Below are 13068 nucleotides of genomic sequence, written 5' to 3'. Positions count from 1 at the left end.
AACCGCCGACCCCCTCCTTGTAAGGGAGGTGCTCTCCCAGCTGAGCTAATCACCCCCGCTGTGTGGAGCCGCATTATAGGGAGAGTTCGAAATGAGTCAACGCATTTTCTAAAGAATTTGTTTGTTCGTCGTAAAATTAAGCAGGATGATCGCAAAACAGACCGTGTTGCGCAATTTCTCAACGAAAACAATAATGCATCATGTAGCAACCCGAACTACATTGAGGAATCAGGCTGGAGTGATAGAATATCGCCCACTCAATTTTTCCAGGATTTGCCGGTTGTCGGCATCTTTCTAAACGTAAGGCCATTTCATGAAAATCAAAACTCGCTTCGCGCCAAGCCCAACAGGCTATCTGCACGTTGGCGGCGCGCGTACTGCTCTTTACTCCTGGCTTTTTGCACGTAACCACGGCGGTGAGTTCGTGCTGCGTATTGAAGACACCGATCTTGAGCGTTCTACGCCGGAAGCTATCGAAGCCATTATGGATGGTATGAACTGGCTGAGTCTGGAGTGGGATGAAGGTCCGTACTATCAGACCAAACGTTTTGATCGCTATAACGCAGTTATCGATCAGATGCTGGAAGAGGGCACGGCCTATAAATGCTATTGCTCTAAAGAGCGTCTGGAAGCACTGCGTGAAGAGCAAATGGCGAAAGGTGAGAAGCCGCGTTATGACGGTCGCTGCCGCCACAGCCATGAGCATCATGCTGATGATGAACCGTGTGTCGTACGTTTTGCTAATCCGCAAGAAGGTTCTGTGGTTTTTGACGATCAGATCCGTGGTCCGATCGAGTTCAGCAACCAGGAGCTGGATGATCTGATTATCCGTCGTACCGATGGTTCTCCGACCTATAACTTCTGTGTAGTTGTCGATGACTGGGATATGGAAATCACCCATGTTATCCGTGGTGAAGACCATATCAACAACACGCCGCGCCAGATCAACATTCTGAAAGCCCTGAAAGCACCAGTGCCGGTTTACGCGCACGTTTCTATGATCAACGGCGATGACGGTAAAAAACTGTCCAAACGTCACGGTGCGGTCAGCGTAATGCAGTATCGCGACGACGGCTATCTGCCGGAAGCATTGCTGAACTATCTGGTGCGTCTGGGCTGGTCCCATGGCGATCAGGAAATCTTCACCCGTGAAGAGATGATCAAATACTTCACCCTGAATGCCGTCAGCAAATCTGCCAGCGCGTTCAATACCGACAAGCTGCTGTGGTTAAACCACCACTACATTAACACGCTGCCGCCGGAGTATGTTGCTACCCATTTACAGTGGCACATCGAGCAGGAAAATATCGATACCCGCAACGGCCCGCAGCTGGCGGATCTGGTTAAACTGCTGGGAGAACGCTGCAAAACTCTGAAAGAAATGGCACAGAGCTGCCGTTACTTCTACGAAGATTTTGCTGAGTTCGATGCCGATGCAGCGAAAAAACATCTGCGCCCGGTAGCGCGTCAGCCGCTGGAAGTGGTTCGCGACAAACTGGCCGCGATTACTGATTGGACAGCTGAAAACGTTCACCACGCTATTCAGACGACGGCGGACGAGCTGGAAGTGGGGATGGGCAAAGTCGGTATGCCGCTGCGTGTCGCTGTCACTGGTGCGGGGCAGTCGCCGGCACTGGATGTTACCGTTCACGCGATCGGCAAAGCTCGTAGCATCGAGCGCATCAACAAAGCTCTGGCTTTTATTGCTGAACGCGAAAGCCAGCAGTAATTAGCGCATAAAAGATAAACGGCAGGAGATAGTATCCTGCCGTTTTTTATTTATGCTGATTCGTCAATGTCGAGACGGGCAAGGAAATTACGAATCCCTTCACGCGATAAAAATTGCGCAACTTTTTCCTGCTCACTGTGAGTCATATTGTCTATTGCGCTGATTATTTGTCGATAAGCCGGAGTGCGCATACCCGGCGCGTATTCAGCAAGGGATTCTTCGGCCTCGAGAAGCATTGGCGTATTATGGAAGGCAGGCGTGTTTTGAATAAATTCGCAAACATGAGTGTCCAGTAGAATAAGTCTGGCTCGACCACCTTTCACTCCGGGAAATTTTTCTGTTTTCCAGCCTTTTTCTCTAATCCAGCGGTTAACTGTTTGTTTAGCCACACCGAGGCATTCCGCCAGTTCTTCGGTGGTCATTTTATTGCGTAATCTTTTCATATTATTTGCTGTTGCGAATCCCTAAGCGTTGTAATAACCCGATAATCCCTTCCCGCAGAAGCAATGATGTAAACTGCTTTTGTTCAGCCGGCGTCATCTCTTTCGCCAGCGTAGCTAACAGCACTTCAAGCGGTGCATCGCCAGACAGGGCGGGTATTTCTCCCTGACCCTCCGGGCGTTCTGCATTGCGAATATATTCACGAACCTGTTCATTGACGTGTACCAGTCGAGCCTTGCCCCCCTGGACGCCCGGTTTTGGTGATGTCGTCCAGCCTTCCTTGCGTACCCATTTATTAATGGTCTGGCGGCTATAACCGGTCAGTCTGGCAAGTTCATCTGGCGTCATCCTCTCCTTGAACATAACAATTCCCTGAATAGTTGTGGGTCTATTAAGTGTTCATTTTATAGCATCAATTTACATGAAACCGTGACATGAATAACTACTGAATGCGAGGCGTAATCCAAAAATGTTCATTTGCCTGATTTTTCAGCGATTGAAACAAGGCGCTGCAATTTGCCGTTGACACATTCGGACGGAATTCATATGATGCCGCCCGTCAACTCGACAAGCTTTACGTGACGGGGCTATAGCTCAGCTGGGAGAGCGCTTGCATGGCATGCAAGAGGTCAGCGGTTCGATCCCGCTTAGCTCCACCAAATTTCAAACCCTCGCTGTGAAGCGGGGGTTTTTTGTCTCTGATTTTTGCCGCTTTTGTAATACAGTCTACGCCCGGGTTAGTGCCGCCTGGTGAAAGCATCATTGGATGAAAAAGCGGCAACAGGCCGACTCCTGTTTGCTTCGCGATGCGAATAAACTTATTATTTGGGTGCCTGAAAACCCCGATCAGTGAGAGTAGTCTACTCATGTTTGTGGAGCATAATCTGATAAAAAATATCAAGATATTCACACTGGCGTTTACGCTCACCGTGGTACTTATTCAGCTATCCCGTTTTATTTCGCCACTTGCCGTTATCCACTCCAGCTATATCTTTCTGGCGTGGATGCCACTGTGCGTAATGCTGTCAATATTGTTCATCTTTGGCTGGCGTGGTGTTGTTCCTGTTTTATGCGGGATGTTTTGCACTAATCTGTGGAATTTCCATCTCTCATTTTTGCAAACTGCCGTCATGCTCGGTAGCCAGACATTTGTAGTGCTGTGTGCCTGTGCAATATTACGCTGGCAGTTAGGAACGCGTTGGCGTTATGGGTTGACCACCCGATACGTCTGGCGACGTCTCTTCTGGCTTGGTTTAGTGACGCCGATTGGCATCAAAGGCAGCATGTATCTGGTGGGTAGCTTTTTTGATTTCCCGCTAAAGATATCGACATTTTTCGGCGATGCAGATGCTATTTTCACGGTCGTTGATTTACTTAGCCTTTTCACGGCAGTGTTGATTTACAACATGCTCTATTACTATCTCACTCGCATGATTGTAAGCCCCCACTTTGCGCAGATATTGTGGCGCAGGGATATCGCCCCGTCGCTGAACAAAGAGAAACGTGCATTTACTTTAAGCTGGCTGGCGGCTCTTAGCGTACTGCTACTTCTGATGTGTACGCCTTATGAAAACGACTTTATTGCCGGTTACCTGGTGCCCGTTTTCTTCATCATCTTTACCCTTGGTGTTGGTAAACTTCGTTATCCGTTTTTAAATCTCACCTGGGCTGTTTCGACTCTTTTCCTCTTGAATTACAACCAGAATTTTTTACAAGGGGTCGAAACTGAATATTCGCTGGCATTTATTCTCGCGGTGCTGATTTCCTTTAGCGTTTGCCTGCTTTACATGGTGCGTATTTACCATCGAAGTGAATGGCTTAATCGCCGCTGGCATTTGCAGGCGCTGACCGATCCATTAACGCTATTACCCAACTTTCGTGCACTCGAGCAATCGCAGGAGCAGGAGGCGGGAAAGAGTTTTTGCTGCCTGCGTATTGATAATCTTGAGTTTATGAGTCGTCATTACGGTCTGGTGATGCGTGTTCATTGTATCCGCTCAATTTACCGTACCTTGCTGCCGTTGATGCAGGAAAACGAAAAGTTGTATCAACTGCCGGGCAGTGAATTGCTGCTGGTACTGACCGGGCCGGAAACGGAAGGCCGACTACAGCATATGGTTAACATCCTCAATAGTCGGCAGATTCATTGGAACAACACCGGTCTGGATATGGGCTATGGTGCCGCCTGGGGGCGTTTTGATGGCAATCAGGAAACCCTGCAGCCTATGTTGGGGCAGTTAAGCTGGCTGGCGGAACAATCCTGCGTTCATCACCACGTGTTGGCGTTGGATAATCGAGAGGAGATGGCGTCCGGGCAGACCACCAAACAGGTACTGTTGCTGAACACCATTCGTAAGGCGTTAGATAATGGTGATTTGCTTCTCTACGCCCAGCCCATTCGTAACAAAGAGGGGCAGGGCTATGATGAGATCCTGGCGCGTCTGAAATATGACGACGGCATTATGACGCCGGATAAATTTCTGCCGCTTATCGCCCAGTTTAACCTTAGCGCGCGTTTCGATTTGCAGGTGCTGGAATCTCTGTTGAAGTGGTTAGCAACTCACCCTTCCAACAATAAAGGTCCGCGCTTTTCAGTCAATTTAATGCCGCTCACTCTGCTGCAAAAAAATATCGCCGGGCGGATTATTCGTCTGTTTAAGCGTTATCACATCTCCCCGGAGACAGTCATTCTTGAGATCACCGAGGAGCAGGCGTTTTCAAATGCAGAGAGCAGCATGTACAACATCGAGCAACTGCATAAATTTGGCTTCCGTATTGCGATTGATGACTTTGGCACTGGTTATGCCAACTACGAGCGATTAAAACGTTTGCAGGCCGATATCATCAAGATTGATGGCGTCTTTGTGAAAGATATAGTGACTAATACGCTGGATGCGATGATTGTGCGGTCAATTACCGACCTGGCGAAAGCGAAGTCGTTAAGCGTGGTAGCGGAGTTTGTCGAAACGCAACAGCAGCAGGCGTTATTGCATAAACTTGGGGTGCAATATCTGCAAGGGTATTTGATTGGTCGCCCGCAGCCATTAGCTGATTAACAGGCGTAAAAAAGCCGGGGGATTATCCCCGGCATTTGAGGCTGATGACAACCAGTAAACTGTCTGATGCGCTATGCTTATCAGGCCTGGATGGGAATCACAATCTATTGAATTTGCGATGTTTTGTAGGCCGGATAAGGCGTTTACGCCGCATCCGGCATAAACAGAGCACACGTTGTCAACAAACTGAAGCCGGGGAACATTCCCCGGCTTTTTTAATGAATGTATTGGACTTAAAGCACCAGTGCTGCGATTGACGCAGAAAGTACGCTCACCAGCGTAGAGCCGTAAACCAGTTTCAGACCGAAGCGAGAAACCACGTTACCTTGCTCTTCGTTCAGACCTTTAACCGCGCCCGCGATAATCCCGATAGAAGAGAAGTTAGCAAAGGATACCAGGAATACAGAGATGATGCCTTCTGCACGCGGAGAAAGCGTGGAAGCAATTTTCTGCAGATCCATCATCGCAACGAACTCGTTGGAAACCAGTTTGGTCGCCATGATACTGCCCACTTGCAGTGCTTCGTTGGATGGAACACCCATTACCCATGCAACCGGATAGAAGATGTAGCCCAGGATGCCCTGGAAGGAGATGCTGTAGCCAAACCAGCCAGTCACGGTGGCAAACAGTGCGTTCAGTGCGGCGATCAGGGCGATAAAGCCGATCAGCATCGCTGCAACGATAATGGCGACTTTGAAACCTGCCAGAATGTATTCACCCAGCATTTCGAAGAAGCTCTGACCTTCGTGCAGGTTGGACATCTGAATGTTTTCTTCGCTGGCGTCAACACGGTAAGGGTTGATCAGCGATAGCACGATAAAGGTGCTGAACATGTTCAGTACCAGTGCAGCAACGACGTATTTCGGCTCCAGCATCGTCATGTATGCGCCAACGATGGACATCGACACGGTGGACATCGCTGTTGCTGCCATGGTGTACATACGATTACGGGAGATTTTGCCGAGGATATCTTTATAGGCGATAAAGTTCTCGGATTGTCCCAAAATCAGGGAACTGACGGCGTTAAAGGATTCCAGTTTGCCCATGCCGTTGACTTTGGAAAGCAGGAAACCAATCGCGCGGATAATCACCGGCAACACGCGAATGTGCTGGAGAATACCGATCAACGCAGAAATAAAGACGATAGGGCACAGCACTTTCAGGAAGAAGAACGCCAGGCCTTGATCATTCATGCTACCAAAGACGAAGTTAGTACCTTCGTTGGCAAATCCGAGCAGTTTTTCGAACATTTCGGAGAAGCCTTTCACGAAGCCCAGACCAACGTCAGAGTTCAGGAAGAACCACGCCAGTAATACTTCGATAACAAGCAGTTGAATAATATAACGGATACGAATTTTTTTGCGGTCGCTGCTTGCCAGCAATGCGAGAATCGCAACAACGGCTAGTGCCAGTACAAAATGAAGGACGCGGTCCATATTTGCTCCAAATATGAGGCAGGTTAAATTTCCGTGCACATTCTATGCAACATGATTCAGGAAAACGAGATCTGACACACACTATAATGACGTCCTGTGACAAGCTTCAAAAATAGTGAGCTGTCCTACATTTCTGCTATGTTGTGTATGGAAGCGGAAAGTTATGTAAATGTGCTAACATTAAACATAAAAATAACATTCAAGCCATCAATCTTTTCTTAGTCATAATCCTGGTCTATCAGAGAAATCATCACAACCCATTTAAATGAATTTGATAATCATTCTCGTTTGACATAGCATGAAACATAGCAAAGGCTATGTTTTAGAGGCACAACAAGATGACGAACTATCGCGTTGAGAGTAGCAGCGGACGGGCGGCGCGCAAGATGAGGCTCGCATTAATGGGACCTGCGTTCATTGCGGCGATTGGTTATATCGATCCCGGCAACTTTGCGACCAATATTCAGGCGGGTGCCAGCTTCGGCTATCAGCTATTGTGGGTTGTTGTCTGGGCTAATCTGATGGCGATGCTGATTCAGATCCTCTCGGCCAAGCTGGGGATTGCCACCGGTAAAAATCTGGCGGAACAAATTCGCGATCACTACCCGCGTCCGGTCGTCTGGTTCTATTGGGTTCAGGCAGAAATTATTGCGATGGCTACCGACCTGGCGGAATTTATTGGCGCGGCTATCGGTTTCAAACTGATTCTTGGGGTTTCGCTGTTGCAGGGCGCCGTATTAACGGGTATCGCAACCTTCCTGATTTTAATGCTGCAACGTCGCGGGCAAAAACCGCTGGAGAAAGTGATTGGCGGGCTACTGCTGTTTGTCGCAGCGGCTTACATTGTTGAGCTGATCTTCTCCCAGCCTAACCTGGCGCAGTTAGGTAAAGGAATGGTGATCCCGAGTTTACCTACCTCAGAGGCGGTCTTCCTGGCTGCGGGTGTGCTGGGGGCGACGATTATGCCGCATGTGATTTATTTGCACTCTTCGCTGACCCAGCATCTGCATGATGGGTCACGCCAGCAACGTTATTCAGCCACCAAATGGGATGTCGCGATTGCCATGACTATTGCTGGTTTTGTCAATCTGGCGATGATGGCAACGGCTGCTGCCGCGTTCCACTTTTCCGGCCATACTGGTGTCGCCGATCTTGACGAAGCCTACCTGACGCTGCAACCGCTGTTAAGCAATGCTGCAGCGACTGTCTTTGGTTTAAGCCTGGTGGCTGCAGGGCTTTCTTCAACGGTGGTGGGGACGCTGGCGGGGCAGGTGGTGATGCAGGGTTTTATTCGTTTCCATATCCCGCTGTGGGTGCGCCGGACAGTTACCATGTTGCCGTCATTTATTGTCATCCTGATGGGATTAGATCCGACACGAATTCTGGTCATGAGCCAGGTGCTGCTAAGTTTTGGTATCGCCCTGGCGCTGGTTCCACTGTTGATTTTCACCAGTGACAGTAAGTTGATGGGCGATCTGGTGAACAGCAAACGCGTAAAACAGACTGGCTGGGTGATTGTGGTGTTGGTAGTGGCGCTGAATATCTGGCTGTTGGTGGGAACGGCGCTGGGGTTGTAGTTGAACGGGCGTCGCATCAGACACCACAGGCGGATGCGGCGTAAAACGCCTTATCCGCCCTACGCGTTCAATGGAGTGGGGCTGTAGGCCTGATAAGACGCACAAGCTTCGCATCAGGCATCGTGCTCCATTAGTGGATGTGTTTAATGACGATGTCCGTGTCCACGGCCTTTCCCGCGATGATCATCACGGTCGCGCCAGCCTTCACGATAGCCACGCTCATACGCTTTACGCTTATCCCAGCCACGGTGGTAGCCATTATCGTGACGCCACCAGCGGTTTTTACGCCATTCGTAATTACGGTGCCAGTAATCACGGTCGCGCCAGTGACCACCATCCCAGTAATTACCGTAATGATCGCGATCGCCAATTTGTAATTTGATTGATGGCAGTAGGGTAATTTCACCTGCGTTTGCCGCAAGCGGGGTAAAAGCCATCAGGGCGGCCGCCAGAAACAGTGACCTGAACATTGTTATTCTCCTTCACGATCGAAGCCGTCTGCGGCCTGTTAACGCAATATTACGGGGAGGTAAAGCCCCGTTTCATCGCCATAACTCTTAAATCATGAGGGAGAGCATTTTTTGCTAAAGGCTATCGTGGGGTGGTTGCTGCTTCGGGCGATTCACAATCATCATTGGTTTGCCAGCCAGCAATAGCCATGCCGGAAGCATAACGATACAAAGTAGCGGTAGCAGATTGGTATCAGGTACAACGACCGCCGCCATAAACAGGCTTAACCAGCCATCGCGCGTTACCACCAGTACCATACCGAGAATAGCGCAGGAGACAGTAATTGCCGCCGGGACTGCGGGAACGTGTTTATGTAGCATCAAACCTAACGCCACGCCAACAAACACTGCCGGGAATATTCGCCCGCCACGAAACCCGCTGGCGGCGGCAATGACCAGAGCGGCGAGCTTAATCACCGCCAGTAAAAAGTAATCACTGGTGCTGAAAGCCTGATTCATCACCATTTGCTGCATCTCATCCAGCCCTTTAAACAGTGAAACCGGCCCACCAATAACGCCCAAAATACCGAGAATAAACCCGCCAACCCCGAGCATGAGCACAGGGTTTTTAATCTGATGCATCATTGCGTGCAACCGTGGCAGACACCATACGGCGACCATCCCCGCAGCGATGGCAATCGCCGCTACAATCGCACCGCTGATGATGTCTGCCATCTGCATCTGTCCGTAATGCGCAATGGGCAGCGAAAAATGAGGATGGAAAAATAGACTTGTCGTCAGCGCACCAGCCGCCGCTGCCATTAACGGCGCAAAGAGTCGATCCCATAGCGGCACTTCATTACTGCCATTTAAGGTTTGCGAAAATATCAACGCCGCCGCAACAGGTGTGCCAAATAGCGCACCGATAGTTCCGGCTGAGGCTAAAATAGTCCATTCCATCCGGTTAACTCGAGGTAACAGACGAGCGCCTATCGCCACTGCGAGGGCGATATTAACGGTCATAATCGGATGTTCCGGCCCCAGGCTGACGCCACCGGCAAGACCGAGAATTAATGCTACGATAAGCCCTGGTAGCGCAGAAGGGGAGACTGGCGCGCCGATCAGCGGTTCACTGGCGGGGTCTGGTCCGGCATGACCCTGGCTGAAACGGATAACCAGTCCCACTGCGATCCCCGTCAGCGTTAATATTCCGATGATCCACAGCGGTGAATCCTGGGCTATCCCCAGACTTCCCGGCAGTCGTTGCCAGAGTAAATTCTGTAATACCGAGGCGATTTTCATCACCACAATCAGAATAAGACTGGACGCAATCCCAATTGCCAGGGCAGGAAGCGATAATAACAACATGGTTCTGGCTCGCGAATGGAGCATGTTCTATTCCTTATGCGGGGTCAGATACTTAGTTTGCCCAGCTTGCATAAAGGCATCGCTGCAATTGGTGCTGAAACGATAAAGTAATAGTGTGACCCAGATCGATATTTACAGGGAGCCCGCCTTTCCGGCGTTGTTGTTAGGCTCCCAGGTATTTACAGTGTGAGAAAGAATTATTTTGACTTTAGCGGAGCAGTAGAAGAATGACAAAGTATGCATTAGTCGGTGATGTGGGCGGCACCAACGCACGTCTTGCTCTGTGTGATATTGCCAGTGGTGAAATCTCGCAGGCTAAAACCTATTCTGGGCTTGATTATCCCAGCCTGGAAGCCGTTATCCGCGTTTATCTCGAAGAACATAAGGTCGAGGTGAAAGACGGTTGTATTGCCATCGCTTGCCCAATTACCGGTGACTGGGTGGCAATGACCAACCATACCTGGGCGTTCTCAATTGCCGAAATGAAAAAGAATCTCGGTTTTAGCCATCTGGAAATTATTAACGATTTTACCGCTGTATCGATGGCGATCCCGATGCTGAAAAAAGAGCATCTGATCCAGTTTGGTGGTAAGGAACCGGTTGAAGGTAAACCTATCGCGGTTTACGGTGCCGGAACAGGGCTGGGCGTGGCGCATTTGGTTCATGTCGATAAACGCTGGGTAAGCCTGCCAGGCGAAGGCGGTCACGTTGATTTTGCGCCAAACAGCGAAGAAGAGGCCATTATTCTCGAAATACTGCGTGCTGAAATAGGCCATGTCTCTGCTGAACGCGTGCTCTCTGGACCAGGCCTGGTGAATTTGTACCGCGCGATTGTGAAAGCCGACAACCGCCTGCCAGAAAATCTCAAGCCAAAAGATATTACCGAACGCGCGCTGGCCGACAGTTGCACCGATTGCCGCCGCGCGTTGTCGCTGTTTTGCGTGATTATGGGCCGTTTTGGCGGCAATCTGGCGCTCAATCTCGGCACATTTGGCGGCGTGTATATTGCAGGCGGTATCGTGCCGCGTTTCCTTGAGTTCTTCAAAGCCTCTGGTTTCCGTGCCGCTTTTGAAGACAAAGGCCGCTTTAAAGAATATGTCCATGATATTCCGGCTTATCTCATCGTCCATGACAATCCGGGTCTTCTCGGCTCAGGCGCACATTTACGCCAGACCTTAGGGTACGTCCTGTAAATCCTTCCTGCCATATCGGGAGGCAACTCTCCCGATAACCTTTTAAATCATGCGGTTAGTTCAATTTTTCTTTGTGTTTCATCACAAGGCCGACCTGCGTCACACTTCCGCACTACGGGATTAATTCTCCAGTAAATGCATTATTTGTCTGGTAACGGCAATTTGTTTTGCACGTTCATAATTTCACTCGTTAACTATAAACGAACGAGGAAATAACGATGAGTAATAAACTGATTGCCTTATGTGCCTGCCCGATGGGCCTTGCGCACACTTTTATGGCGGCTCAGGCGCTGGAAGAGGCTGCGGTGGAAGCTGGCTATGAAGTGAAGATTGAAACCCAGGGCGCAGACGGCATCCAGAATCGCCTGACGGCGCAGGATATCGCCGAAGCAACCATCATCATCCACTCCGTAGCTGTTACCCCGGAAGATAACGAACGTTTCGAATCCCGCGACGTTTATGAAATCACTTTGCAGGACGCAATTAAAAACGCTGCGGGCATCATCAAAGAAATCGAAGAGATGATTGCCGCTGAACAACCGTAATTTTCGACAGGGATAATTGTTATGGCCATTAAAAAACGCAGTGCAACCGTTGTGCCTGGCGCATCCGGTGCGGCAGCGGCAATTAAGAATCCGCAGGCCTCTAAAAGCAGCTTCTGGGGTGAACTTCCGCAGCATGTGATGTCAGGGATTTCACGCATGGTGCCGACCTTAATTATGGGCGGCGTGATCCTCGCTTTCAGCCAGCTGATTGCTTATAGCTGGCTAAAAATTCCCGCTGACATTGGCATTATGGATGCACTTAATAGCGGGAAATTTTCCGGTTTCGACCTCTCCTTACTGAAATTTGCCTGGCTGTCGCAGTCCTTCGGCGGCGTGTTGTTTGGTTTTGCCATTCCGATGTTTGCCGCTTTTGTGGCGAACTCTATCGGCGGCAAACTGGCGTTCCCGGCTGGGTTTATTGGCGGGTTGATGTCTACCCAGCCAACGCAACTGCTGAACTTTGATCCCAGTACTATGCAGTGGGCGACCTCTTCACCGGTGCCGTCTACCTTCATTGGTGCACTGATTATTTCCATCGTTGCGGGTTATCTCGTGAAGTGGATGAACCAGAAAATCCAGTTACCGGATTTCCTGTTAGCGTTCAAAACCACATTTTTGCTACCGATTCTTTCCGCCATTTTTGTCATGCTGGCGATGTATTACGTCATCACCCCATTTGGGGGTTGGATCAACGGTGGGATCCGTGCCGTATTGACCGCTGCAGGTGAGAAGGGGGCGCTGATGTATGCGATGGGTATCGCAGCAGCGACCGCAATCGACCTCGGTGGCCCAATCAACAAAGCAGCAGGTTTCGTTGCTTTCAGCTTTACCACTGACCACGTATTACCGGTTACCGCGCGTTCTATCGCAATCGTCATTCCGCCGATTGGTCTGGGTCTGGCGACTATTATCGACCGTCGTTTAACCGGCAAACGCCTGTTTAACGCCCAGCTTTATCCGCAGGGTAAAACCGCCATGTTCCTGGCGTTTATGGGGATCAGTGAAGGTGCGATTCCGTTTGCGCTGGAAAGCCCCATCACCGCAATTCCGTCCTATATGGTCGGTGCGGTTGTCGGCTCCACCGCCGCTGTCTGGTTGGGTGCAGTGCAATGGTTCCCTGAATCAGCAATCTGGGCGTGGCCGCTGGTGACTAATCTGGGCGTCTACATGGCGGGGATCGCGCTGGGGGCAATCATTACCGCGCTGATGGTGGTGTTCCTGCGTTTGATGATGTTCCGCAAAGGCAAATTGTTAATCGATAGCCTGTAAGAAGG

The 13068-nt window shown here is 50.1% G+C and carries 12 protein-coding genes and 1 tRNA gene; 8 read left to right on the top strand and 5 right to left on the bottom strand.

Annotated features, from left to right (window positions below):
* Positions 1-313: 313 nt before the first annotated feature.
* A complete protein-coding gene (gltX, locus tag BEG40_RS13970; protein ID WP_016158730.1) occupies positions 314-1729 on the top strand; it encodes a glutamate--tRNA ligase in 1416 nt (471 codons plus the stop codon).
* A gap of 50 nt (positions 1730-1779) precedes the next feature.
* Here gltX and BEG40_RS13965 read toward each other — a convergent pair whose 3' ends face one another.
* Together BEG40_RS13965 and BEG40_RS13960 are read right to left on the bottom strand one after the other, a co-directional pair.
* The gene (locus tag BEG40_RS13965) at positions 1780-2172 is read right to left on the bottom strand and encodes a MerR family transcriptional regulator (protein WP_000826491.1); all 393 of its coding nucleotides are present in this window, start codon (positions 2170-2172) and stop codon (positions 1780-1782) included.
* 1 nt (position 2173) lies between these two features.
* Complete coding sequence (locus tag BEG40_RS13960; protein WP_000472025.1) at positions 2174-2533, bottom strand: YfeC-like transcriptional regulator; 360 nt, start codon at positions 2531-2533, stop codon at positions 2174-2176.
* Between the two features lie 220 nt (positions 2534-2753).
* On the opposite strand from BEG40_RS13960, the gene BEG40_RS13955 reads away from it, so the two are divergent.
* Together BEG40_RS13955 and BEG40_RS13950 are read left to right on the top strand one after the other, a co-directional pair.
* Positions 2754-2829 (top strand) — tRNA-Ala (locus tag BEG40_RS13955).
* Positions 2830-3036: 207 nt separating this feature from the next.
* Entirely contained in the window at positions 3037-5226 is a 2190-nt protein-coding gene (locus BEG40_RS13950; RefSeq protein WP_010351047.1) for a bifunctional diguanylate cyclase/phosphodiesterase, read from the top strand.
* A gap of 233 nt (positions 5227-5459) precedes the next feature.
* Here BEG40_RS13950 and nupC read toward each other — a convergent pair whose 3' ends face one another.
* Entirely contained in the window at positions 5460-6662 is a 1203-nt protein-coding gene (nupC, locus tag BEG40_RS13945) for a nucleoside permease NupC (RefSeq protein ID WP_010351048.1), read from the bottom strand.
* A 298-nt stretch (positions 6663-6960) separates the two neighbouring features.
* Here nupC and BEG40_RS22365 point away from each other — a divergent pair, with 298 nt between their 5' ends.
* Complete coding sequence (locus tag BEG40_RS22365; RefSeq protein ID WP_423779531.1) at positions 6961-7020, top strand: hypothetical protein; 60 nt, start codon at positions 6961-6963, stop codon at positions 7018-7020.
* Complete coding sequence (locus BEG40_RS13940; protein ID WP_105285581.1) at positions 7001-8239, top strand: Nramp family divalent metal transporter; 1239 nt, start codon at positions 7001-7003, stop codon at positions 8237-8239. Before BEG40_RS22365 ends, BEG40_RS13940 begins: the two co-directional genes overlap by 20 nt.
* A 143-nt stretch (positions 8240-8382) precedes the next feature.
* Here BEG40_RS13940 and ypeC read toward each other — a convergent pair whose 3' ends face one another.
* Positions 8383-8709: a DUF2502 domain-containing protein YpeC gene (gene ypeC / locus BEG40_RS13935; RefSeq protein ID WP_000490072.1), complete on the bottom strand. Its 327-nt coding sequence runs from the start codon at positions 8707-8709 to the stop codon at positions 8383-8385.
* A gap of 114 nt (positions 8710-8823) precedes the next feature.
* A complete protein-coding gene (locus BEG40_RS13930; RefSeq protein ID WP_105285580.1) occupies positions 8824-10080 on the bottom strand; it encodes an ion channel protein in 1257 nt (418 codons plus the stop codon).
* Positions 10081-10283: 203 nt separating this feature from the next.
* Between BEG40_RS13930 and glk the strand changes: the two genes are divergently transcribed.
* The 3 genes from glk to BEG40_RS13915 all read left to right on the top strand — a co-directional run bounded on the left by glk (position 10284) and on the right by BEG40_RS13915 (position 13063).
* Positions 10284-11249 (top strand): glucokinase, encoded by a 966-nt coding sequence (gene glk, locus BEG40_RS13925; protein ID WP_000170360.1) that lies wholly within the window; start codon positions 10284-10286, stop codon positions 11247-11249.
* A gap of 218 nt (positions 11250-11467) precedes the next feature.
* On the top strand, positions 11468-11794 hold the full coding sequence (locus BEG40_RS13920) for a PTS fructose transporter subunit IIB (protein WP_105285579.1): 327 nt from the start codon (positions 11468-11470) through the stop codon (positions 11792-11794).
* Positions 11795-11815: 21 nt separating this feature from the next.
* A complete protein-coding gene (locus tag BEG40_RS13915) occupies positions 11816-13063 on the top strand; it encodes a PTS fructose transporter subunit IIC (RefSeq protein WP_032225848.1) in 1248 nt (415 codons plus the stop codon).
* Positions 13064-13068 lie beyond the last annotated feature (5 nt).

The sequence above is a fragment of the Escherichia sp. MOD1-EC5495 genome (assembly GCF_002965965.1).
In the GTDB taxonomy this organism is placed as follows: domain Bacteria; phylum Pseudomonadota; class Gammaproteobacteria; order Enterobacterales; family Enterobacteriaceae; genus Escherichia; species Escherichia ruysiae.
The sequence above is the reverse complement of the archived record's forward strand: the minus strand, read 5'-3'. Positions and strand labels throughout refer to the sequence as shown.

What these genes read in the sequence shown, in the direction of transcription:
- BEG40_RS13915 (WP_032225848.1), top strand. Translation starts at nt 11,816, where the DNA reads ATGGCCATTAAAAAACGCAGTGCAACCGTTGTGCCTGGCGCATCCGGT.
- BEG40_RS13960 (WP_000472025.1), bottom strand. Translation starts at nt 2,533, where the DNA reads ATGTTCAAGGAGAGGATGACGCCAGATGAACTTGCCAGACTGACCGGT.
- glk (WP_000170360.1), top strand. Translation starts at nt 10,284, where the DNA reads ATGACAAAGTATGCATTAGTCGGTGATGTGGGCGGCACCAACGCACGT.
- BEG40_RS13950 (WP_010351047.1), top strand. Translation starts at nt 3,037, where the DNA reads ATGTTTGTGGAGCATAATCTGATAAAAAATATCAAGATATTCACACTG.
- BEG40_RS13940 (WP_105285581.1), top strand. Translation starts at nt 7,001, where the DNA reads ATGACGAACTATCGCGTTGAGAGTAGCAGCGGACGGGCGGCGCGCAAG.
- BEG40_RS13930 (WP_105285580.1), bottom strand. Translation starts at nt 10,080, where the DNA reads ATGCTCCATTCGCGAGCCAGAACCATGTTGTTATTATCGCTTCCTGCC.
- gltX (WP_016158730.1), top strand. Translation starts at nt 314, where the DNA reads ATGAAAATCAAAACTCGCTTCGCGCCAAGCCCAACAGGCTATCTGCAC.
- ypeC (WP_000490072.1), bottom strand. Translation starts at nt 8,709, where the DNA reads ATGTTCAGGTCACTGTTTCTGGCGGCCGCCCTGATGGCTTTTACCCCG.
- BEG40_RS13920 (WP_105285579.1), top strand. Translation starts at nt 11,468, where the DNA reads ATGAGTAATAAACTGATTGCCTTATGTGCCTGCCCGATGGGCCTTGCG.
- nupC (WP_010351048.1), bottom strand. Translation starts at nt 6,662, where the DNA reads ATGGACCGCGTCCTTCATTTTGTACTGGCACTAGCCGTTGTTGCGATT.
- BEG40_RS13965 (WP_000826491.1), bottom strand. Translation starts at nt 2,172, where the DNA reads ATGAAAAGATTACGCAATAAAATGACCACCGAAGAACTGGCGGAATGC.